The sequence below is a fragment of the Psychrobacter sp. Sarcosine-3u-12 genome (assembly GCF_002836005.1).
GTDB classification, from domain to species: domain Bacteria; phylum Pseudomonadota; class Gammaproteobacteria; order Pseudomonadales; family Moraxellaceae; genus Psychrobacter; species Psychrobacter okhotskensis.
The window spans coordinates 1-23,396 of the sequence record NZ_PJBY01000086.1; the positions used below are offsets into that span (position 1 = coordinate 1).

The 23,396-nt window shown below is 44.1% G+C and carries 19 protein-coding genes; 10 read left to right on the plus strand and 9 right to left on the minus strand.

The features are described from left to right. Window positions 1-162: 162 nt before the first annotated feature. Window positions 163-366: a CsbD family protein gene (locus CXF65_RS05430; RefSeq protein ID WP_101211315.1), complete on the minus strand. Its 204-nt coding sequence runs from the start codon at window positions 364-366 to the stop codon at window positions 163-165. A 455-nt stretch (window positions 367-821) separates the two neighbouring features. Continuing rightward, window positions 822-2,051, minus strand: coding sequence for an NADH:flavin oxidoreductase/NADH oxidase family protein (locus tag CXF65_RS05435; protein WP_101211316.1), 1,230 nt, complete (start codon window positions 2,049-2,051; stop codon window positions 822-824). Window positions 2,052-2,339: 288 nt separating this feature from the next. Here CXF65_RS05435 and CXF65_RS05440 point away from each other — a divergent pair, with 288 nt between their 5' ends. After that, on the plus strand, window positions 2,340-3,122 hold the full coding sequence (locus tag CXF65_RS05440) for a TetR/AcrR family transcriptional regulator (RefSeq protein ID WP_025651850.1): 783 nt from the start codon (window positions 2,340-2,342) through the stop codon (window positions 3,120-3,122). A gap of 85 nt (window positions 3,123-3,207) precedes the next feature. Beyond that, a complete protein-coding gene (locus CXF65_RS05445) occupies window positions 3,208-5,406 on the plus strand; it encodes a molybdopterin oxidoreductase family protein (protein ID WP_101211317.1) in 2,199 nt (732 codons plus the stop codon). 71 nt (window positions 5,407-5,477) lie between these two features. On the opposite strand, the gene CXF65_RS05450 is transcribed toward CXF65_RS05445, so the two are convergent. Together CXF65_RS05450 and CXF65_RS05455 are read right to left on the minus strand one after the other, a co-directional pair. After that, complete coding sequence (locus tag CXF65_RS05450) at window positions 5,478-6,863, minus strand: D-amino acid dehydrogenase (protein ID WP_413772495.1); 1,386 nt, start codon at window positions 6,861-6,863, stop codon at window positions 5,478-5,480. Window positions 6,864-6,869: 6 nt separating this feature from the next. Next, window positions 6,870-7,622: a YgfZ/GcvT domain-containing protein gene (locus CXF65_RS05455; RefSeq protein WP_101211319.1), complete on the minus strand. Its 753-nt coding sequence runs from the start codon at window positions 7,620-7,622 to the stop codon at window positions 6,870-6,872. 322 nt (window positions 7,623-7,944) lie between these two features. Here CXF65_RS05455 and CXF65_RS05460 point away from each other — a divergent pair, with 322 nt between their 5' ends. Then, complete coding sequence (locus CXF65_RS05460; RefSeq protein ID WP_101211332.1) at window positions 7,945-8,298, plus strand: zinc ribbon domain-containing protein YjdM; 354 nt, start codon at window positions 7,945-7,947, stop codon at window positions 8,296-8,298. On the opposite strand, the gene CXF65_RS05465 is transcribed toward CXF65_RS05460, so the two are convergent. Together CXF65_RS05465 and CXF65_RS05470 are read right to left on the minus strand one after the other, a co-directional pair. After that, window positions 8,295-10,367, minus strand: a complete 2,073-nt coding sequence (locus tag CXF65_RS05465) for an SWIM zinc finger family protein (RefSeq protein WP_101211320.1) — start codon at window positions 10,365-10,367, stop codon at window positions 8,295-8,297. The genes CXF65_RS05460 and CXF65_RS05465 overlap by 4 nt on opposite strands. A 96-nt stretch (window positions 10,368-10,463) precedes the next feature. Continuing rightward, complete coding sequence (locus CXF65_RS05470; protein WP_157824022.1) at window positions 10,464-10,850, minus strand: hypothetical protein; 387 nt, start codon at window positions 10,848-10,850, stop codon at window positions 10,464-10,466. 293 nt (window positions 10,851-11,143) lie between these two features. On the opposite strand from CXF65_RS05470, the gene hemL reads away from it, so the two are divergent. Beyond that, on the plus strand, window positions 11,144-12,445 hold the full coding sequence (hemL, locus tag CXF65_RS05475) for a glutamate-1-semialdehyde 2,1-aminomutase (protein WP_101211322.1): 1,302 nt from the start codon (window positions 11,144-11,146) through the stop codon (window positions 12,443-12,445). A gap of 247 nt (window positions 12,446-12,692) precedes the next feature. Beyond that, entirely contained in the window at window positions 12,693-14,447 is a 1,755-nt protein-coding gene (locus tag CXF65_RS05480; protein WP_198551967.1) for an AMP-binding protein, read from the plus strand. 88 nt (window positions 14,448-14,535) lie between these two features. On the opposite strand, the gene CXF65_RS05485 is transcribed toward CXF65_RS05480, so the two are convergent. Further along, window positions 14,536-14,868, minus strand: coding sequence for a DUF962 domain-containing protein (locus tag CXF65_RS05485; RefSeq protein WP_227523201.1), 333 nt, complete (start codon window positions 14,866-14,868; stop codon window positions 14,536-14,538). 433 nt (window positions 14,869-15,301) lie between these two features. Between CXF65_RS05485 and ppx the strand changes: the two genes are divergently transcribed. The 3 genes from ppx to tilS all read left to right on the plus strand — a co-directional run bounded on the left by ppx (window position 15,302) and on the right by tilS (window position 19,773). After that, window positions 15,302-16,828: an exopolyphosphatase gene (ppx, locus tag CXF65_RS05490; protein ID WP_101211325.1), complete on the plus strand. Its 1,527-nt coding sequence runs from the start codon at window positions 15,302-15,304 to the stop codon at window positions 16,826-16,828. 198 nt (window positions 16,829-17,026) lie between these two features. Further along, entirely contained in the window at window positions 17,027-17,830 is an 804-nt protein-coding gene (locus tag CXF65_RS05495; protein ID WP_101211326.1) for an acetyl-CoA carboxylase carboxyltransferase subunit alpha, read from the plus strand. Between the two features lie 362 nt (window positions 17,831-18,192). Beyond that, window positions 18,193-19,773 (plus strand): tRNA lysidine(34) synthetase TilS, encoded by a 1,581-nt coding sequence (gene tilS, locus CXF65_RS05500; protein WP_101211327.1) that lies wholly within the window; start codon window positions 18,193-18,195, stop codon window positions 19,771-19,773. A 205-nt stretch (window positions 19,774-19,978) separates the two neighbouring features. Here tilS and CXF65_RS05505 read toward each other — a convergent pair whose 3' ends face one another. Continuing rightward, complete coding sequence (locus CXF65_RS05505) at window positions 19,979-20,476, minus strand: GNAT family N-acetyltransferase (RefSeq protein WP_025651861.1); 498 nt, start codon at window positions 20,474-20,476, stop codon at window positions 19,979-19,981. A 227-nt stretch (window positions 20,477-20,703) separates the two neighbouring features. Here CXF65_RS05505 and proC point away from each other — a divergent pair, with 227 nt between their 5' ends. After that, window positions 20,704-21,534: a pyrroline-5-carboxylate reductase gene (gene proC / locus CXF65_RS05510; protein ID WP_025651862.1), complete on the plus strand. Its 831-nt coding sequence runs from the start codon at window positions 20,704-20,706 to the stop codon at window positions 21,532-21,534. Between the two features lie 132 nt (window positions 21,535-21,666). Continuing rightward, window positions 21,667-22,236, plus strand: coding sequence for a YggT family protein (locus tag CXF65_RS05515; protein WP_101211328.1), 570 nt, complete (start codon window positions 21,667-21,669; stop codon window positions 22,234-22,236). A 92-nt stretch (window positions 22,237-22,328) separates the two neighbouring features. On the opposite strand, the gene CXF65_RS05520 is transcribed toward CXF65_RS05515, so the two are convergent. Beyond that, window positions 22,329-23,129, minus strand: coding sequence for a hydroxymethylpyrimidine/phosphomethylpyrimidine kinase (locus CXF65_RS05520; RefSeq protein ID WP_101211329.1), 801 nt, complete (start codon window positions 23,127-23,129; stop codon window positions 22,329-22,331). Window positions 23,130-23,396: the final 267 nt, after the last annotated feature.

Genomic DNA, 23,396 nt, shown 5'->3' on the forward strand with positions numbered 1-23,396 from the left:
TAAGAGTTTTTTATTCAACCTTTTTTAGATACGTTATTGAGTAGTGTATAAAGCGTTAAATGGCTGCTAACAAAAAAACCGCATAAGATTTATGCGGTTTTTTGACTTATTAGATCATCGAATTAAATCATCAATAGCATTGTTCGCTATTTGACTGATAACTTAGTATTTGTTTTCGCGACGCCAGTCATCTACTTCACGTTCAGCATCTTCTTTTGCATGGCCATAACGCTCTTGTACACGACCGACCAGCTTATCGCGGCTACCTTCGATATGGGTTAAATCATCATCAGTCAGATCAGCCCATTTTTGTTTTACTGAGCCTTTCACTTGGTTCCATTCACCTTTTAGAGTATGTTCGTTCATTGTTATATTCCTTTTTTGATTATTTGTTTATCAAGACATTTATCCCATCTGGCCTTTCTTAACATTTTATTCAGTAGCTTTTTTCTAATGACCGTTTTACTTGATAAGCTCTTGTTTAATAAGAACTCGTCGAGTCGTTATAAAAAATTTATAAAACAAGCTAGCTGATGTCTCTAATATAAGCGTCAAGAATTCCGCTGTCTGTATGCGCAATGTTTAGAGTGTTACTTCATGATAGCAATCTGCATGGCTATGTTATGGAGACCATCTTTGTGTAATAAAGCAGGGGTTTTATCAGTGCGATAGGTAAATGAATTAAGAAAGGGTTTATTGAAAAATAAAAATGAGCGTGCTTTCTCAATAACGCGAACTCTATATTCGTATAGGCAAATAAAAAACAGGCGCTATTAATAAAATGGTGTCTGCTTTTTACTGTGGTTATTAATCGATTTAGGCTACTTAGCCAAATAACCTTGATAACGTTTTGTTAATTTCTTTAAGCGTATGCGGTCGCTAATTAACGAAAATAGTGGCGAGGCATTGGTCTTAGGTGTTTTTCCTTGCCCCATGCGTTGTAGCTGACGCTTAATGACCGCCATGGTGGCGATAGCGCTCAAGGTTTTGTCTTTCCAGCGTACGGCTGGGTCGTGCGCACTTAGTTGCTCATTGTGTTGCCAATCATTGGGCAAAGATGGGTTCATGGCGAGCGCAGTGCCCATGCCGACGATATCGATACCTTGAGCCAATACGGATTCTGCTACCGCTAAACGCCTGACCCCACCAGTAGTCATCATCGGCATGCTGGCCACTTGTGCAATCTCGGCGGCGAACGCTAAAAAGTAGGCTTCTCGCTGTAAGGTTCTACCATCTGCCGTTGTACCTTGCATCGCCGGACTCTCATAGCTGCCACCCGACAGTTCAACCAAATCAACACCAAGCCCGCGCATCGCTAAAACAACAGCTTTGGCATCATCAGCATCAAAGCCACCGCGTTGGAAATCGGCTGAATTTAATTTGACTGATACCGCAAAGCTAGGGGCGACTTGGGCACGGACGGCTTTAATCACCGAAATTAATAAGCGCATACGATTCTCGAGTGAACCGCCAAATTCATCAGTGCGCTTATTGGTCAACGGCGATAAAAACTGTGATATCAAGTAACCATGAGCCCCGTGAATTTGCACACCATCGAAGCCCGCTTGTTCAGCTTTGACAGCGGTATCGACGAAGCGTTGAACCAGCTGCTCAATATCCTCGTGGGTCATGGCACGAGGCTTGCCAAACAGATGAGAGTGCTTTCCTAAATCAAGGGAAACGTCAGAAGGTGACAACACATCGCCTCCCATCGCTGCATAGACTTGGCGACCCGGATGATTGATTTGCATCCAAATGTGGCTATGGTTCTTTTTAACCGTTTGCGCCCATGCTTGAAAGGGTGCTAAATCACTGTCTTTTTCTAATACGATGCCACCAGGTCCCGTCATTGCTCGGCCATCAACCATAACATTACCAGTAATCAGTAACCCAGTACCGCCTTCCGCCCAGCGTTGGTATAGGCGCAAAATAGTAGGACCGGGGATTTGCCCTTTATCTGCCATGTTTTCTTCCATAGCGGCTTTGGCTAAGCGGTTTGGCAGCACAGCGCCACATGGCAAGGTAAAAGGAGAGAAAACGGCTGATGTCATAATAAATCCTAAGTATCGTCAATTCTATATAAGTCGAGTCTATATAAATGGCGTGCAGTGTCAGGCTTGCTCAGTCTGTTATTGCTAAGACTTAGCGAGCCTTTCTTGTATCCAACTTATCTTGAAACGACTGCATGTGGTTTTGGGGAGGTTTTTATAACCCTCTTTTTCTAAAAACTTTGTACTAAAAATTTAAGCTATAGACTTATAGTTTAAATGACTATAGTCTTATAGTCGATGTAGTAATTATTCCCGTAAGTCATTTTAAAATATAAATCGAGGTCAACATTGAAGGCAAATGCTAAAACAGACTTCATCAGTGCAGATGACAGTGCAACAACTGAAACAAAGCGTGAGCTGGCAAAAGCCAAGACACGGCGCGCGCTCCTAAAAAGTGCCTTGCAGCTCTATCGTGTGGAAGGTGCTTGTGGCATGAGTATGAATAAAGTGGCCAAGGGCGCAGGCATCGCGCAGCCGAGTTTTTACAATCATTTTGCGAGCTTAGAGGCGCTGCAACAAGAGCTGGGTGCTCAGCTTAAGGAGAACTATTTATCGCCCATGCGTATGGCGTGGATTGATATGCTAAAGGATTATCCTAGATTAACTAAAGCGCAGTTCAATGAGCGTTGTCAGCACTGCTTAAATATGATTTTTGATGCAGCATTTCAGAATATTGCTTTATTTCAGCGTTTGCTCGAAGACCGTCTGCGCTTTGCCCCAAGTATAAAAGAGCAAGATTTATTGAATGAATGTTTATTAACTAGCGATTCAAAAAATCCAGCCCAAGAAAATAACAGCCTATTGGATAAGGGTTTAGGCAATTTAATGACCGAAATACAAGAAGAGTGGACGGCAATATTTATAAAAGGATTGTCCTTATCTGGATGTTCTTTTGAACGCTCGGAAGTCAATCTTTGTGTCGATATCGCCGCCGCTCAAGTCCATGAATTAATAGTTGGCTGTCATCAGCAGCGTTATAGCAGACAGCAAGCTATCTCGATGTTAAGCACAAATTTCGATGCGCTTTTTAGTCAATTCTTTACCACAGAATGGCAAGAAATGAGCGGCTAATCATCAAGGCAGTCCAATTTATAAAAAGATTTAAACGGAATTTACATAGCAAAAACGCGGATAAAAAATAATAGGGAGCACGACGATGAGTAATGAGCCAACCAAAAACAATGAGCAAACCCATTTTAGAACTTGTAACCTATGCGAGGCGATGTGCGGTATCGTCATCAAACACGATGGCGATAAGGTGCTATCGATTAAAGGCGATAAAGATGACCCTTTTTCGCAAGGTTATATTTGCCCGAAAGCGACGGCTTTGCAAGATTTGCATGAAGATCCTGATCGCTTGCGTCAACCCGTTGAGAGAACGGCGAATGGCTGGAAGGAAATCAGCTGGCCTGAAGCGCTAGATAAAGTAGCAGCGGGCGTCCAAACGGTACAAAAAAAATATGGTAAAAATGCGCTCGGTATCTATCTGGGCAACCCCAACGTGCATAACCTAGGCGGGATGTTAACCGTTAAGCACTTATTAACCAGTATAAAGACGCGCAGTCGTTTTTCTGCCACCTCAATCGACCAACTACCGCATCATATCGTCTGCATGCATCTCTTTGGTCATATGCTGCGCATCCCAGTACCCGATGTCAATCGTACCCAGTATATGCTGATTATTGGCGGCAATCCGCTGGCATCTAACGGCAGTATTATGACTGCCCCCAATATGCGCCAGAAGCTAAAAGATATCAAAGCCCGTGATGGCAAGGTGGTGGTGATTGATCCAAGGCGCACAGAAACGGCAGATATTGCTAGCGAGCACCATTTTATTCGTCCAGCGACCGATGTCTTATTACTGCTAGCAATGCTCAACGAAATCTATCTACAAGGCTATGCGGATAAGGCACAGATTAATAATAGGGCGGCGGCTCTAACGCCAGAAATTTCACGACTCGCAGACTTTGCTAAAGACTATAGTGCAGAGTCGGTTGCCAGTATTACGGGTATCACTGCGTCTGAAATCAAACGCCTCGTCAAAGAGTTTTGTGAAGCAGAAAGTTCGGTCTGCTACGGTCGCATGGGCGTATCGGTACAAGAGTTTGGCTTATTAAGCCAGTATTTGATTATGGCGATTAATATCGTCAGCGGTCGCTTAGATGAAGTAGGTGGTCTGATGTTCCCTAATCCGGCGGTCGATGTGGTGAATAACTCTGGCCCCGGCTATTTAGGTAAGCGCCACAGCCGCGTCAGCAATTTGCCTGATTTTAATGGCGATTACCCCGTGGTTGCGATGGCAGATGAGATGCTCGTGGAAGGCGAGGGACAGCTAAAAGGCTTTATCACTGTCGCAGGTAACCCGGTGCTCAGCACTCCGAACGGTGAAAAACTAGATGAAGCTTTAGCAAAGTTGGACTTTATGGTTTCATTTGATTATTTCGTGACAGAAACCAGTCGCCACGCCAATATTATTTTGCCACCCGTATCACCGCTAGAGCGTGATCATTATGACGTCACCTTTAATGGTTTTGCGGTGCACAACGTCGCTAAATACTCTCCAGCGTTATTTGCTAAGCAAAAAGACGCCAAACACGATTGGCAAATCTACCTAGAATTAGCAGAGCGACTGGATAACAAAGCCCCTTTGGCGACCAAAATTGAGCGTCGATTGGTAAAGGCGCTAGGGCCAAAAGTAATACTCGATCAAGGCTTAAAGCGCGGGCCTTATTACCATATGAGTTTGAGAAAACTAAAGAAACACCCTCACGGTATGGATCTTGGGCCACTAAAAACAATGCTGCCGCAAGCGTTAAAACATAAAGACAAGCATATTCATCTTAACGTTGATTTTTATCAGGCAGATCTAGAGCGCGTGCAAGACATGATGGAGCAATATGATGACAAACAGATTCTATTGATTGGTCGTCGCCACGTGCGTAGCAATAACTCGTGGCTACACAATAGCCATCGTTTGGTCAAAGGCAAACCACGCTGTACCCTGATGCTGCATCCTGAAACAGCGGAAAACCACGGTATTAAAGATGGTCAAGAGGTAAAAGTTACCTCACGCGTCGGTCACGTGACGATCGTCGCAGAAGTGACGGATGAGCTGATGCCGGGCGTGGTCAGTATTCCTCATGGTTGGGGTCATGGGCGCAAAGGCGTGAAACAGAAAATCGCGCAAGCACATGCAGGCGTCAGTGTGAATGACTTGACGGATGACACGTTAATCGATCAGTTAAGTGGTAACGCAGCGGTCAATGGTGTACCAGTACAGCTAGAAGCAATCGAGCTAGAAGGGGTTGATTTGAACACGACTGATGCTAAGGTTGAATCTACTAGTGCGGCATAAAATAACTTTAAAAATTTTAGTTTAAATGAAGAAGGTACTTATATTAGTGCCTTTTTTATTAGTACCTTTTTTTATACTGTTAGACCAATAAAATCAAAATCTACCTGCGGCGTCTCGCCTTGCATCAATAAGCTAATAGCCTTTGCAGAACCGCAAGCATGAGTCCAACCAAGCGTGCCATGCCCCGTATTTAGCCATAGATTATCAAAAGTCGCGTGCGTATTATGACTGCCATGCCGCACTTGACCACTATGTGCGCGCCCAATTAATGGCACATTAGAAGGGGTCATCGGGCGTAATCCTGTCCAATATTGCACAGAATTGGCAATGATACCTTTCGGGAATAGTTGCTGCACACGGCGAGTAATCGCTTCACAGCGGGTACTATTTAAGTCCAAATTATAGCCGTTAAATTCAGCCGTTCCTGCGACGCGTAATTTATCGCCAAGGCGTGAGGTTACTAACTTAAACTCGTCATCAATGAGGCTGACAAAAGGAGCGAGATGCGGGGCGCGAGGATTGATTTGATAAGTGGCTGAGTAGCCTTTGGCTGGAAATATGGGTGCGTGTATTCCCAAAGGTTTTAGTAATGACACGCTATAGCTACCGAGGGCTAGCACATGGCTATCAGCGCTAAAAGTTTGCGCGTTTTCACCCTTGGGACGAATGGTAATACTATGGATATGTGGACTGGTAGAGTTGGCATCTGCGTTTAACGCCAACACTTCCGTATCATATAAGAATTGCACGCCAGCATCGGCGCAACGCTCAGCTAGACGCTGAGTAAATAAGTGCGCGTTACCCGATTCATCATGGCTGGTATAGGTTGCGCCCGTGAGCTTATGGGCAATAGGGTAAAGTGCTGGCTCCAAACTGACCGCGTTATTAATGTCGATGACATGGCGCTCACAGCCCAGCGCTTGCATACGCTCTGTTGGCGCAATAGCAGCGTCAAACTCTGCTTGGTTGGTATAAAAATGCATGATACCGCGCGTTTGCTGCTCATAATTGATACCGATATCAGCACGTAGTTGCTGCAAAGCATCGCGTGAATACAGACCCAAACGCACCATTTGCACCAGATTGGCATCGGCTCGTTCAGCACGACATTCTTGCAAAAATTGCATCGCCCATTTGAGCTGTGCCTTATCAGCACGCAAGCGATAGAGCAATGGTGCGTCCTCGCGAAACAACCATTTAAGCGCCTTCATTGGTGTGGCAGGATTCGCCCAAGGGGTCGCATGCGAAACCGATATCTGCCCACCATTAGCAAAGGAGGTTTGCATACCGGCGGCTGGCTCACGCTCAATGACGGTCACATCGTAGCCTGCTTGGCGAAGATACCAGGCGCTGGTTATGCCCACCACACCCGCTCCGAGTACCGCAATATGGGTCATAGATTGCTCTGCTGCGTTTTTAGTAAAAGTGCTTTGAATAGTGCTTACTGTTTTGGTTATTTGGCGTTACTTTTGGCGCGCCACATCCGCTTGTAGTGCTGGCGGTAAGTCTAATATCGTAAGCTCGCTATCGGCCAAATGCTCAGGACGGGCAACCACTAATGCCTCAAAGCCTTCGGCAGTGGCAATCGCATTGACTATCTGAATTTTCTCTAGCTTGTCACCTGCGGCTGGCACGTCACCTATGCCGCTGACATAATGCAAAAATGCTTTTGGTGCTGCTTTAAAGTAAATGCGAGCGATGACTTCTTGACCAAGATAACAGCCTTTATCGTAGTCCATACCGCCGCGCTGATGCAGACGCAGCTCTTGTGGTTGAAACTGGGCCTGCGTTGCTGCCACGATCCAATAATTGCCGTTTTCAATACTACACTGCATCCACGCTTGCGTATCTTCAGCATTATTATGATCATCCTTATGACTAAAAGTCGGCTCATCAGCGAGCACACAAGGATAAATCGGCGTTGGCGCGCTCGTATCGAACTTTGAAAAGGCACCAAACTTTTTTAAATGCGATTGTAGCGACTCTGCGCAATCCCCACTAACAACCACGTCGTAATGTTTCTCTGCTTGTTTTTTAATCCAAATGCCAAACTCAATACGACCTTTTAAATTGCTAAGCGCCGCTGCTTGATAGCTAAGCCCGAGCTTGGTGACATCACAAGTTAACTGACCCTGTAAGAATTTTTCGGCATCCTCGCCTTGAATGGTTAGTTGAGAAAATTGTGGCAGCGTTGAAGCGTTTGAAATTTGAGTCATTGTTATTATCCTATTTATAAGCGTGCATGTATCAATATATGGTCACTAAAACGCAAGGGTTAAAGAGGGGTAGCGAAGTTTTTACCATTTGCAGACAAGATGGTCTAAAAGTCATTACGGCTAAAGAAGAGTACCACAAAAAACCCTGTGATAAAAAACGTCCTATCCAATCGCTAAGTTAAGGTATAAATAGGGCTGAGCACCCCATTTTCAAGTGCACAAATTGGTTAAAAGTAGCGAGTTACGATACAATGTGATATCTAGGCTGAGGTCTATGCTGGGTCTAGAATAAACCTAAATGATGATGGCTGCCGAGGAAATTATGAGCTTACCCAATTGCCCAAAATGTGATGCTGAATATACGTATGAAGATGGCGCGTTACTGGTATGTCCCATGTGCGCTCATGAATGGACGGCAGCGGAGACGGATGCAGCGCAAGCTGAAGACCAAGACGCGGTCATTCGTGATGCAGTTGGTAACGAGCTGCAAGATGGCGATGCTGTGACTGTCATCAAAGACTTAAAAGTCAAAGGCTCATCACTCGTCATCAAAGTAGGCACTAAGGCCAAAAGCATTCGTCTATTGCCAGATGCCACCGATGGTCATGATATCGACTGTAAATTGGATGGCTATGGCCCCATGAAGTTGAAATCCTCAGTGGTTAAAAAAGCTTAGGGCGTGTCTAGTGTGTAGGATGTTTTAGACCAGCGTATGTTGCTAAGCTCGTCCAATAAGGCGGGTTTTCTGGGATGCTCACTGAACCTTGTTTGCCATTTATCAACTAATGGTTGCCACACCGCGATACCCGATGGCAAGTCATCTATCATACGCTGAATATCTTGTGCCAGCTCCTTATACGCTTTACGCCCATTTATACTCTCTATCATTTGTGTCCAGCGCTGGGCATAAAATGCGATGAGCCAAGGCGCATCTATATCAATAATCTGCGCTTGGTATTGTTTTAGCAGCTTGGCATTAGGATGGCATTTTAGCAAAGCGACCAAGGCTTCGGTCTGTTTTTCTAACCCATAAATCTGTGCTAGCATTTCAAGTTTAGAGTTTGTAACAATAAAAAGTGGTTTGGTTTGAGACTCACTCTTTTTTATCGACTGTTTTAGGCGCTCTTGTTCGGCACTGATAACTTGCTGCCATTCATCAGGCTGATAAGTCTCGCGCCATTGTTTATAGTAGGGCTCATCAATCATAGAGCCTCTATCAAAAGCTAAGGCTTTGCAATTTTGACGAATAATGGCTGTTGTATCTGCATCTACTGATAGATGATCTGTTTGTGTCAAAATGTCTACCAACTGCTTTTGCCACTCGGTAACGGTACCGGCATGACCATTTTCTTCTGCGATGGTAATGCCTTTATGGAGTAAGCTCAAGACAATATCTAACGCGCCCAAATCTAAAGCGCGCTTTATTAATAAGTGACGAATACTAGGCAAATAAGCAAATTCAGCCAATACGTCATTAACTTGCTCATTAGCAATATTTTGATTGACGAGCGATTTTTGGTTCTGTTCAGGGGCTTGTAAATGAGCCAGTAGTGCAATTTTAAGCATCACTAAACCCTCAAGCTGATGGTCGCCATATCTTGAGGATTTTTCCGTCTCGATATGCTCGTTTAAGAGTATCACTGCAGGGTACCAATCTTGCTTGGCAATATATAAATCAAAAGCCACACGCGCAGGCTGACAGTCCAACCCCGTTTCGTTGATATTACCAGCCCTTTGCCACTCATTAACTTGTTGCTGTACCTCTTGCAGCAACGCTTTATCTGCTAAGTCGATAGTATAAAAACTCAAAACATCGCGCCAACTGGGGCAGTAGTCTATGTCATAGTTGCGCTTACCTTTATTTTGGTCTTGAGCCAATCCAAATACTATGCGACCGAACTTGGCAAATCCTGTATAGAGTCCTTGACTGACATCAATCTCTGGATACTCTTCACTGATAGCGATTAATTGTTCAAGCCAGTATAAGATACAAGCGATTTGATATTGAGGTTGGTTGCCAAACTGTGCAAATAAGTGCTCAAACTTGGTGTTCTCTTCATCAAAGTCGCTTTCGTATTCATAGTCATAGTCGTAACTATCATGGCAGTTATAATATTTATTATCGATGTCTAAAATCGTATTGATTTGCCGACGCATGGAGGTTATGACTTTAGGGTCGCGCGTTACACTAATAGCACTACCGACATTGTCAGCAACACTAGCAGCAACCTTACTATCCTGATACGCGCTTGACCAAATGACTAGTTCATCTAACATATTAGGATGGTGTAACAGGCATTGCTGGATAAAGCCTCTAAGTGCTGGCATGTCCAGAGACTGTAGTAGCGCTTCACTGTCTATTATAGAGATGTCGTCTAACCCGCCATTTGCTATAATAGCGCTATTTTCTTTTATAAGCGCTTGACCGCTTTTAAGCAGCTCACGAATACATAACAGCGTGGCACCTAGATGCTTGCAATAATCGTCATAAGGACATGAGCAGTGCATCGCCTCAATGGCCATATCACCATCAGGCATTTGAGTAAGCTCTACTTGTACTCGATAGCGATCAGTACCATAGACAGTAGCTGACCACTGTTGCTGTTTGCCAGCAGCGATAGCATCGGCAGTTATTTTTTGTCCTATTAACTGCCTAACGCTGTTCGTATTTTTATAGTCAATACCACGCTCAATGATGATGGGTAAAAATAATCGCTCAAGCCGTGAGAGCTTACCTAGCGCCATCGTTATCTCCTCACTAATTTATCTATTGATTCGCTCAATTATAAACCGAATATAGCATTTAGTGAGTACTTGTAGTGAGTACTTGAAATACAGTGATTAACCAACAATTTTGCCAAACTTAAGCAGCCGTGAAGTGATTGAACCTTTGGTACGTTGATGCTGTTCAACTAAGTTAGCTATAGAATTACCCTCATCAAAAGCTGCTATAAGCTGCTGGTCTTCTTCGTCAGTCCAAGGCAAACCAGCATTAGCAGGCAGTTTGGCTTTGCGCTCATCGTATCTGATTCGACTTTCAAGCGCAGGGATAGTCGCTTGCAAAGCTCGTTGAATGTCGCTATTCAAGCATAAGCTACTGTTGGCTAAAGGTTCATCCGATAGTGGGTTAATGCCATCTATAAGCGCTTGGATAATGTTTATAGCTTCTTGATTATTCATTAGCGCAAGGGGCTGCGTGTTTGTAGTATCCTTATCTATAGTGTCCATGTTTGCTTACTCCGTTATCAACAAAAGTTTGTGGTGCTGTTTTACTATAGACTAAGTAGCAGTAATTTAGCAAAGTTAAATTCGATTACGATTTGCTACCTTTTTTTGATAAATACTACTTTTATTCACTACTTATAACTATTCATAACCACGAATATTTAGAATATCGCAGCAATTATTTATTGTGAAAATTGCCTGCTACTGTGTTTTTTCGTGAGTAAGATTTAAGAGCGACGCGATAATCGCTACAATGGGCTATCAATTTTAAACTCTAATAGCTAAAGGTAATAATTATGAGCACCAAAAACGAACAACTATTTGCGCAAGCACGCAAGCATATTCCCGGTGGCGTCAACTCGCCCGTCCGTGCCTTTGCAGGGGTCGGTGGTACGCCCATCTTCATGCACCGTGCCAATGGTAGCAAGATTTATGACACCGAAGACAATGCGTATATCGATTATGTCGGCTCGTGGGGTCCCATGATTTTGGGTCATGCGCATCCAAAAGTCATCGATGCGGTCAAAAAAGCGGCCGATGATGGTCTCAGCTTTGGTACGCCAACGCCGTTTGAAACGACGGTAGCTGATAAGATTTGCGAAATCGTTCCGAGCGTTGAGATGATTCGTATGACCAGCTCTGGCACAGAAGCGACCATGAGTGCGATTCGTCTAGCACGTGGTTATACCCAGCGCGACAAAATCGTCAAATTTGAAGGTTGTTACCATGGACATTCAGACAGCTTATTGGTAAAAGCAGGCTCAGGTATGCTTGATATCGGTGAGCCAACGTCAAAAGGCGTGCCAGCAGACTTCGCTAAGCACACGATTACGATTCCTTATAATGACCCACAAGCGATTAAAGACTGCTTTGAAAAATGGGGTGATGAAATTGCCTGCGTTATCTTGGAGCCGATCGCTGGCAATATGAATATGGTCATTCCGAGCCAAGAGTTCCATGATACCTTGCGTGCAGAGTGTACTGCCAACGGTTCAGTGCTTATCTTTGATGAAGTTATGACGGGCTTTCGTGTTGGACTTGGCGGTGCACAAGCGCATTTCGGTATCGACCCTGACCTAACTTGCTTTGGTAAAATTATCGGTGCAGGCTTGCCCGTTGGCGCTTTCGGTGGTAAAAAAGACATTATGTCGTGTATTGCGCCACTCGGCGGTGTCTATCAAGCCGGCACATTATCAGGCAACCCACTGGCGATGCGTGCCGGTATTGCTATGTTTGAAGACTTAACGACAGACGGGTTTTATGATGAATTAGCAGCGAAAGTAGACCATCTAGTTGATGGTTTCCAAGCAGCTGCGGACAAACATGGCATTAATATGCGTACCAATAAATTGGGCGGTATGTTTGGTATGTTCTTTGTCAAAGACAGTGCAACCGAAACGCCAAAGAATTTTGATGATGTGACAGAGTGCGATATGACCGCGTTCAATACTTTCTTTCACGGTATGCTCGATCGCGGTATTTATCTGGCACCCTCTGCTTATGAGGCGGGTTTTATGTCTATCAAACATAGCGAAGCAGACATTGAAGCGTCAATCAAAGCCGCTGATGAGATATTTGCAGAAATGGCCAAAGCATAATCTAAATATTCATCGTTTTAAAAACTCAAAGTTTTAAATTTTAAAAATAAAAACCAGCTACTGTGCTGGTTTTTTTTGTGACAAAATTTTAGCGAGTCTTATGGGTGTTTGCAATTAACTTTGAGTGCTGATCATCGTAAAAAATGGTTGGCAGCCAAAAGATACTGTCATTATCCTATATATAAAACAGACAGTAAGCTGTGCTATTCTAAAACCAACGATAATGACTGAGCAAGGACGCGACCTAATGAGTAATAGCTTTGAAAATAACTCGCCTAGCGCCACGGTTCCTCCATTGTGGCAAGCCGCCTATGAGCAATATGGACTAAAAAATAACTTGGATGTGTTAGAAGGTAAGCACAATCTGCTGGATTTACTACAACCAAAAATTGAGCAGCATAGTGAGTCGGTGGCTTTTAGTATGGGAACAGCCACAGTAACCTTTGCCCAACTAGATATTGCTAGCCGCCGTTTTGCTGCCTTTCTACAAGCAAAAAATATCGAAAAAGGGGCACGAATTGCCGTACAACTGCCAAATATATTGCAGTACGCGGTGGCATTGCTTGGTTGTCTACGGGCAGGTGCGGTATTGGTCAATGTCAACCCGATGTATACCCATTATGAATTGGCGCATCAGTTAATTGACTCTCAAGCCTGCGGATTGATCGTCCTTGATGGGATGACAGCCGCTTACGATCAGCTCGATGATGAGGTAAAAGCACAGTTGTCCTTGGTCGTACATTGTTCCGTAGACCCCAATGCCGCACCTTCCGATAACGATATAGCCCTGCTGACGCGCATCGACCAGACAGTAAGTACCACTAATAGCCAAGCAAATAGTGTTCGCACCACCACAGACGATAGCGCTACAAGAGATACCTCAGAGCAGAATATAAGCTTTGCCCACATTATGAGTGCATACCACGCTAAGCAATATAAGCCCGTCACTATTGCGCGTGAAGATTTGGCTTTATTGCAGTATACGGGCGGCACGACTGGCAAGCCAAAAGGCGCGATGCTGACGCACTATAATGTGATGGCCAATGTCTGTCAGTGTTATGCGATGTTTGGCAGTGCGATTGAAACAGGTCGCAGTGAGCAGATTAAAATACTCAATCCGCTACCGCTGTACCATATTTTTTCATTCACCGTTTGTGGTCTGCTCGGCATCTATGGTGGCTGGGAAGACATACTGGTCACCAACCCGCGTGATATTGATGGGCTAGTCAAGACCATTGAGCAACATCGTCCGCATGTCATTCCGTCGGTCAATACCTTATTTATTGGGATGTTGCATCATCCAAAGTTCGCTAGCCTTGATTTTAGTCGCTTGGCCTTATCTATCGGGGGCGGCACCGCGATTATCAAAGCAGTGTCTGATCAATGGCAACAAGTCACTGGCATGATTATCAACGAAGGTTATGGCATGTCCGAAACCGCGCCAGTTATCTCTTTTAATCCACCAGGTATAGATGGTTTTAATGGTAGCGTCGGTCTACCGCTCGCTATGATGGATATCAAAATCATAGACGACAAGGGATCAGCATGTGCTATCGGAACGCCGGGAGAAGTCGGTATTAAAGGGCCACAAGTGATGCAGGGTTATTGGCGCCAAGACAATAGCGATACCTTTACTAAGGATGGCTACTTTAAATCAGGTGATATCGGGTTACTGGATAAACAGGGCTTTTTGACCCTCGTTGATCGTAAGAAAGACATGATATTGGTGTCAGGCTTTAACGTGTATCCCAACGAAGTAGAAGCGGCGTTGACTGAGCATCCAAAAGTGCTCGAGGTGGCGGTCATTGGAATTGAAGATGCGCATAGCGGTGAAGTGCCCAAAGCCTTTGTAGTAAAAAAAGATTCGAGCTTAACGGCTGAGGAGCTGGTAGCCTTTGCCAGTGAACGTATGACTGGCTATAAACGCCCGCAGTCATACGAGTTTATCGATGAGTTGCCTAAGACAGCAGTCGGTAAAATATTGCGTAAATCCCTACGTTAAATCAGCGTTTTATTAAAGCTAAAAAACGGGTCTGCTATTTTAGCAGCCCAGTTTTTATATTTTCTCTATAACAATTATCTGCTTAGCTTTAGCGCGCTTTATCAAACTTGCGATCTTTTAAACTTACATTACCGCGTAGCACATCGCTATACATACGAAAATCGCTGACAAAGCTTTTTAGGGGAAATTTAAAAGAGGCAGGCTTGTTTTTCTCAAAGAAGAAATGCCCGACCCAAGCACAAGCGTAGCCTGCCGCAATGCCTTTGATTAATGGTTTTGGCGAACGGGTTTTGACCGACTTTGCCAAGCCTAACAAGCCAAAACTACTGCCTGCAAAATGCAGTCGTCGGCATGCCATGTTTTGGTGTTCATCCAAATAGAAATCATAAAATCTTGGCTTCGTTGGACTGACTGTTTTCATGATGTCTTTTTTGGCTATACCGATAGTATGAGCATCGGTATATTTCGTAGTCCTTTGTGTGGCAACTTGATTCATTTTTAGCTTCCTTGCTAATCGTCTATCGAAAACAGGCATTAGGGCAAATCATTGAGAGATTTTTTAATTCATTAAAACTTATGCTTGATAAGTAAGTGTTTGTTCTTTATTACAATATTCATGATTTTTAATGTAGCAAATCGCCATGAGTAACACAAGCGTCAAGTGTGGGCTACTTGTCTGTGTTGTCATCGGGTACTAGCCAAGGTTGCGTCTTACTTGCCACTATTTGGCATAAATGCTTTAATGGCAAAACTCGCTGTGTTTCGCTCAGTGAGCTGTGTTTTTTATCTATCCGTTTTCTTGTTTTTCAGCAAATATCCTATCCTTTTTATCTAACACGGTAACGATATATCCTATGCCTAATGACTACCTAGCAAACCCACCGATCGCCGATGATGAAATGATGGCAGCCATTGATATTGGTTCCAACAGCTTTCATTTAGCCATTGCCCGTCTTGACCACGGTGAGGTGCGAAAAGTGGTTTCGATGTCCGAAAAGGTGCAGTTGGCAGCAGGATTGGATGAGAATAATATATTGGGCGCGGCGGCTGAACAGCGAGGACTTGAATGTCTAAGTCGGTTTGTTGCGCGTCTTGATTCAGTACCACCTGAGCGTATTCGGGTGGTGGCGACCAATGCCTTGCGCCAAGCTAAGAATGCCAATGACTTTATCACTCGGGCCAATAAAATCTTACCCAAGCCGATCGAAATCATCGCTGGACGAGAAGAGGCGCGTCTAATTTATTTGGGCGTCTCGCACACCAACGCCAGTAGCGATAAGCGTTTGGTCATCGACATCGGTGGTGGCTCGACCGAGTTCATCATTGGTCAAGAGTTCGATCCGCTATTGACCGAAAGTTTACAGATGGGCTGCGTTGCCTTTACCAAAAAATACTTTGATGATGGGCAAATTACCAAAGAAGCGTTTAACAATGCGATATCAGGCGCGCGCAAAGAAGTATTAGCGATTAATGGTCGCTACCAAAAAACCGGTTGGAGTAGTGTGGTTGGCTCTAGTGGCACGATTAAGGCGGTGCGTAACGTCCTCGTCTCTAAAGGCTGGGCGGATGAGCAAGAACGCATTACTTATAAAGGCGTCAAAAAACTAGAAAAATTATTGATTAAGATTGGCAATGTCAATGACATCGAATTAGAAGGCGTCAAGGAGCATCGTAAAGCCGTCTTCCCCGCAGGCGTGGCGGTGCTACGGGCGGTGATGAAGGTGCTGGGCATTGAGACCATTGTTTACTCAGATGGCGCGCTACGCGAAGGCGTTATGTATGACATGTTGGGGCGCTTTGCCAGTGAAGACGTGCGTGACCGTAGTGTGCTGGCACTTATTAAACGCTACTCAGGCGATAAAAAACAAGCCAAACAAGTAGTAAGAACCAGTCGCAATTTGTTTGAACAGGTGAAGGCGAAGCTATCACTCAGTAGCGACGATGGCGATTTGCTCAGGCGGGCAGCGTTTTTGCATGAAATAGGCCTAGCCATTAGCCACAGTAGCTACCACAAGCACAGCGCGTATTTACTTGAACATTCTGATATTCCTGGGTTTTCACAAGTAGATCAAAAGCGTATGGCGCAGCTGATGCTCAATCATCGCCGCAAGCTCAAATCGGATATGTTAGAGCAGACTGGTACTATTGGCGGTGATTCGCTGGTGTATTTATGCTTATTGTTACGGTTAGCCGTACTCGCGCATCACAGCCGTAGCGATAACGAACTACCAACGTTGCAGCTTCAAGTCGTTGATACCAACTGTTGGCAAATCACAGTGACGGATAACAATGAGCATTATGCGTTCTTATTATCAGATTTACATAATGAGGTCGAGCAGTTTGCCAAGTGGGGCGTGACACTAAGCGTGGTCGAGGCATAAGTGCTGAGCGCTAGCATTGAGTCGTTACTATTGTGATGAGTAAGGTACAGACTAACGTAACAAAAGCGGCTTTGTCAGTAATGTCATGCCATTTAAGATGTGCTACTATAGCTCCTATTGAGTTTACAACTGTACTTTTATTATCTACAAACCGATAACGATGCTATTGTTAAATATAATTATTAAAGGGAAAGGTCTATGAGCACTGTCTGGGATAGTGTGCAGCTTGCACGGCACGCCAAGCGTCCATTATTTATGGACTATGTTAATCAGCTGTTTACCGAATTTGATGAATTGCATGGCGATCGTGCGTTTGCCGATGACAAAGCGATTCTGGGTGGCCTTGCGCGCTTTGACGGTATGCCAGTGATGGTTATCGGTCAGCATCGAGGTCGCAGCACGCGCGAGCGTATCGCCCATAACTTTGGTATGGCCAATCCTGAAGGCTATCGCAAAGTCATTCGCTTGGTAAAAATGGCGGAACGTTTTAATATTCCGGTGATGACCTTTGTTGATACCCAAGGCGCCTATCCGGGTATTGGTGCCGAAGAGCGCGGGCAGGCGCAAGCCATTGCTGAGAGTATTGCGGTTTTTTCTAGCCTAAAAGTGCCGATTATCGTGACCATTATCGGTGAAGGTGGCTCAGGTGGCGCGTTAGCGATTGGCGTTGGGGATAAGGTCAATATGCTACAGAATAGCATTTACTCAGTTATTTCTCCGGAAGGCTGTGCCTCTATCCTGTGGAAAACAGCCGAAAAAGCGCAAGATGCCAGTGAAGCCTTAAAATTAAATGCCATTAATCTCTATCAAATGGGCTTAATTGATGCAGTGATTGATGAAGGCGAGGGCGCTCATATTCAGCCACAACCAGTCATGACGGCTTTGAAAGCACTCATTGCTGAGCAGTTAGATGAGATCAAGGATTTAGATGCGCATGAGCGTTGCGAGCTGCGTTATGAGAAGCTAAAAACCTTTAACTCAGAAGTAATGTTGCCTGCTTAATAGGTTGGCATTGTGCTTTTTTAGATTGGGCTTGTTTAGAGTAAGGTCAATTTATTATTGAGCACCTATTCAGTATTTAACGCTCAGCTTTTGATATTAGATAGTTATCCTTAATGTTAAAACAAAAAATGCTAAAATAAAAACGTGTCATTTTATGGCGCGTTTTTTTGTGCCAACAAACTTCTGCATTAATAACGTATATATAGTCAGTGAAAAGTAATATCGAACCATGATGCACTGCTGATATTAATTTTTCTTGCTTGCCGTGCCTGCGCAGACAGAGGCTACAAAAATTGATATCAGCAATACCGTCGCGTTTTTAGGATATCTTGACTATAGCAACTCAATAAATAAGATGAATTATGACCAGCAGCGCAATCCTCCAATATACTATTGAGCCAATAGCTGAGCAGCCAATTGATACTTATTTGGCTGAGGCGTTATTAACCAGTTTGGCTGAATATAGCGAACGGCTACACGGTCGCCGACTTTGGCTGGCTTGTAGTGGTGGTCGCGATTCCTTGGCACTTGCGGCGTTATGTGTGCAGCTCTATCGACACGGTAAATTGCCATTTTTGCCGCAATTACTGCATGTTAATCATGGTCTACAAGTGGACAGTGGCATCTGGGCGAAGCATGTGGCGAAATGGGCGGAGGCTCAAGAGATACCTTGTCGGATTTTATCAGCGCAAGTAGACGGTCATGATGAGCAAGCCGCTAGGCAAGCGCGCTATGACGTTATGCGAGCGCAACTCAATCAAGACGATGTGTTGCTCTTAGCGCATCATGCCGATGACCAAGCAGAAACGGTACTGATGCGGTTGATTCAAGGCGCTGGGGTGAATGGCTTGTCGGGTATGCAGCCATGGCATCTACAGACGCAAGGTAGGCGGCGAAATATATTGTGGCGACCTTGGCTGACCGTCCAGCGTACCAGTATTAGTGCCTATGCTCAGCGTCTGAAATTGCCCTATATCGACGACCCGACCAATGACGCTGGCGACAATGTACGTAGCGGATTACGTCGAGACGTTATGCCAGTATTAGCAAAATATAACCCCAAAGTCATTGATAACATTGCTCGTAGTGCGCAGCTACTAAGTGACGCGCAAGCGACGGTCAGCGCTCAAGCAGAACAAGACATGCAGCAAACGGCTATTACCTCGTTACAACTGCCACCTGCACAATATGTATTAAATATTGACGAGCTACAGAAACTACCGCTTTATCGCCAACGCCAATTACTGCACTGTTGGCTAGCTCATGATGAGCCATTACCGCCGGCTAAGCAGTTAGTTGATGAGGTACTAAACCTAGTTGAGCGTAATGATAATGATCACCAAACGGCACTTTTTTGGCAAGGTCGCACACAGTCTTATAGCATTCGGCGCTACCGCCAGCAGCTTTATCGGCTGAGCAATGAGTGGCTGACATGGCTGAATATGCCGCTTGATGAACAAACTCAACCGTTAGCGCCAGCCAATTTATCTAGCAATATTAGCACTGGCGTATTTGATGATAATTTGACACTGATTTATTTACGAACGAGCACCGATTTTACGTGGCAGTTGCGGATATTACCTCAGGTATTGGCACAGTTATTAGACAATACAAAAGGTGAGCATGCGTTACAGACAGTAGTGAAGCCAGTATTTAATATAAGAGCATTAGATCGCAAGCAGCGTGTGCAAACGGCATTGGCGTCGCGTCCGCAATCCGGTAAAAAGCTGTATCAAACCTTGGGTATCCCTTCATGGATGCGTGAGAGTTTAATGGTTATTAGTGCAGTGTGCACTTATGATGAAGAATTGCCATTATTGCTAGTATCACCGTTTGAAAGTTGGGTGTTAGGGACTGATAAGTCATCAACAGCCATTAGACATGATAGTAGTATTTTAGACAGTGCTATCGGAAGTGTTCTAAGTGTAAATAATTTTTTGTGATAAATTTTACTCATTCTGAGTTAAGAAGTTAGGGCGTGTCCTCATTTGAAAAATGGAGATAAAAATGAAATAAATTGTAGTCAAACAAGGAAAATAGCGCAGATAATATCGGGATATTACCTAGCTCTTTGACGATGTTTGACAAAATTTAGCCATTTTTAGCCCATTTAGAGGTTTATCGATTGAATTGAGGACACGCCCTAGATTATTTTTTTCTTACCATTTTGATATCTGTGATTTTAGTACCTTCGTAGCATTCTTCACTATTATCTCCAGTATAGACAAAACCGAATTTTTTATAAAAATCGATAGCTGCTGTATTAGATTCTAGTACCCATAAATAAAAGTGGGTATTGATATTAGACTCTAAGATGTCTTGCAACGACGTCTTCATTAACTCAGTTCCTATACCTAGCCTCTGATATTCTGGTAAAACATACAAAGTCGTAATTTCATAGCTATTATTTTTATTGAAATATCCAATAAATCCTAAGCTTTTATGGTTAGTATCATGTGCTACCCACACAACGACATCGTGATGAACGATTAACGCTTGCCACATTTCTGTTTTTTCGAATAGGTTGTTTTTGTTGCTAATATAAGACTCTGGTAGCAAACCTAAGTAGGCGGCACCCCAACTCTCAAAGTGCATGTTAGCAATATCTGTAAAGTCGTCTAGATTGCCTCTACGCACAAAATACATCGTTTACTCCAAAAAACTTAAAAATAGTTTGAAAATGACATTTCTCAATTTACTAACTAAGCTATGAAAGAGTCTGTGATAATTTAGTAGTTGAATAGGATTTTAGGCTAATAATGAGCTCGGGAATTTATCAAACGGTCGTAGTAGCAGTATGGTAAACTGAGTGTCATTTTAAATACCATTATGTTACTTTGATTGCCTTTGAAATTTTTGAGTAGGAGACACACATGTCAGTATTAGATAATAAGAAAATCAGTTTTGTCGGTGGCGGAAATATGGCGCAGGCCTTGATTAGCGGTCTTGTAAGCTGCGGCATCAAGCCCAGTCTGATTACCGTGGCTGATCCTAGCGGCGACGCGCGCGAGCAACTAGCCGCTAAGGGATTAAACACTGTAGATCCAACCGCTAATCCAACCGCCGCTATTACCGATGCTGATATTGTCGTACTGGCAGTAAAACCGCAAGTGATGAAACCAGTCGTCAGCGCTTTTGCAGATGTATTGGACAAGCAGCTAGTGATTTCGGTGGCAGCTGGCTTGTCGACGGATATTTTGTCTGGCATGCTAGGCGGCTATCGCAATATCGTGCGCGCAATGCCAAATACACCTGCCATGATTCAGATGGGGGCGACGGGCCTTTATGGTACGGATGATATCTCTACTGAACAAAAGCAATTAGCCACTGCAGTAATGGAAGCCTCTGGTCTGGTCATGTGGGTTGATGACGAAGAGCATATGCACGCGGTAACGGCAGTTTCAGGCTCAGCACCAGCCTATGTATTTTATTTTATTGAATCGATGGTTGATGGTGCAGTCGCCTTAGGGTTGGATAAAGAGCAAGCCTCAGCATTGGCCATGCAAACCATGTTGGGCGCAGCAAAAATGGCAATGGATAGCGATGATGTACCTGCCGAGTTACGCCGCAAAGTTACTTCACCGAACGGTACTACTCAAGCCGCTATTGAGTCGATGCAAGCCAATGAGATTGGTCGTCAAATCGGCGAAGCCATGCAAGCCTGTTATGATCGTAGTCAAGCGCTTAGCGAAGAGATGAAGTAATACCAATAGCCAGCAGATACAACCAGCCACTTTGTGAGTGGCTGTCATCATAAATGGTTAATACTGGTCTCGATTATTCGTCTTTTATTACTTTTATTGTTATTAGCGTACAAGCCCATTGAGTAGCACTTCATGAACAACCTGTTATTTCAAATTTTTGATTTGGTCACCACTTTCGCTATGATGTTGGTGTTTATCCGTTTTATGCTGCAGTTTGCAGGGATGGATGCCAGCAATCCGATGATTGCTCCGGCTTACAAGGCGACTCATATCGTCGATGTGTTTGGGCGTATTTTTCCTACTGTTGCGCACGGTCGCATCAGTATTGCCGCGATTGTGTTGATGTTTTTGATTCGTCTGATTGATATCTCTGGAAAAGCCGCGTTGACCCACAAAGGCATCGCGCCTGTGCCGCTATTTTTTACAGGTACGATCAGTTTGGTATTAGACTTTTTACGCATGTGTCGCTATTTAGTGATCGGTTCTATTATTGTGAGCTGGATTGTCGTGTTTACTAAATCTGAGCATCCTATTATTGGTATCATCATTAATTTGGCTGAGCCGATTTTAGCACCTTTTCGCCGCATCACGCCAAACTTAGGCATGATTGATTTATCACCCATTGCAGCTTTTATTGTATTCATCGTCATAGAAAAAGGTTTACAAGAATTCATGCAAAGTTTCCTACCGGTGCTTGGTTAAATGAATCGCTGTGAATAAAATAAAGAATTGTATTCAAAAAGACGCGCTATATTGATAGTGCGTCTTTTTTATGTCAGCTACTAAAATGAGCTCTACTCTGTAGAGTGAATAAAGCGATTCGGTATCAATTGTGCTTGAGTATTATCAGGATGTGGAGCATCAGCAGCCATAAGGGTCTGGGTGATCCAACCATCCGCGGCTTTTACGGCTGCAATCAAATCATCACCTATCGCTAAGCGTCCTGCGATGAAGCTGGCAAGAGAACAGCCAGAGCCATGGAATTCGCCTTCTAAGCGCGGTAAGGTGCTTTGATGCACCATCTCACCTTCTATATACAGATACTGCTCGATATCACCGCTATTAAAGTCGTGTGAGGTTTTGACCAATATCGCATGAGATCCTTGTGCGCATAGTTTTTGCGCACCAATATGCAAGTCTTGCTCGCCGCTCAGAGCGCGTAACTCATGAGTATTAGGCGTAATTAAAGTGGCATAGGGCAGTAGCTGTTTGAAAGCTGCTACTAAAGTTGCCTCATCGCCCAAACTACCGCCACTATTAGCAACCAATACTGGATCAAGTACAAAAGGGGTGTTTTTTTTAATAACTTTATTAGTGAATAATCTAGTCATCATTTTTATATTATCAGTAGTGCCGAGCATGCCCGATTTGATAACCTTTACTGGCAAGTCTTCGAGTACTGCCATCGCTTGATTTCTGACTAGTTCAGCGCTACAAGCCTCAAAGCCGAAGACCTGCTGCGAGTTTTGGATGGTGACCGCCGTGCAAGCAATCGCCGCATGAGCGCCTGCTTGACCAATGGCTTCGATATCTGCTTGTAGTCCAGCACCGCCGGAGGGATCTAATCCTGAAAAACACAATACCACTGGTCGCATAACCCTTCCTTTTATTGCTAAGATGAATAACAAATACTATAGCCATCCACCACCAAAAAAGCCATAGCAGCTTCAGATGTCGCGCTATGCTATGTCTGTTAAAACTATTTATTAGATACACCGTTTTTTTACGAATAGTAAGGCTGGCCGCCTAAAAAAGCGTAGAAAACCTGTTTAATAGCTCTAAAATTCATAATTATGGCAAAAGCGTGATTAAAACTGTAGACAGTGCTTGCAATTCGTTTTGGCTTTGTTATAATACTCGCC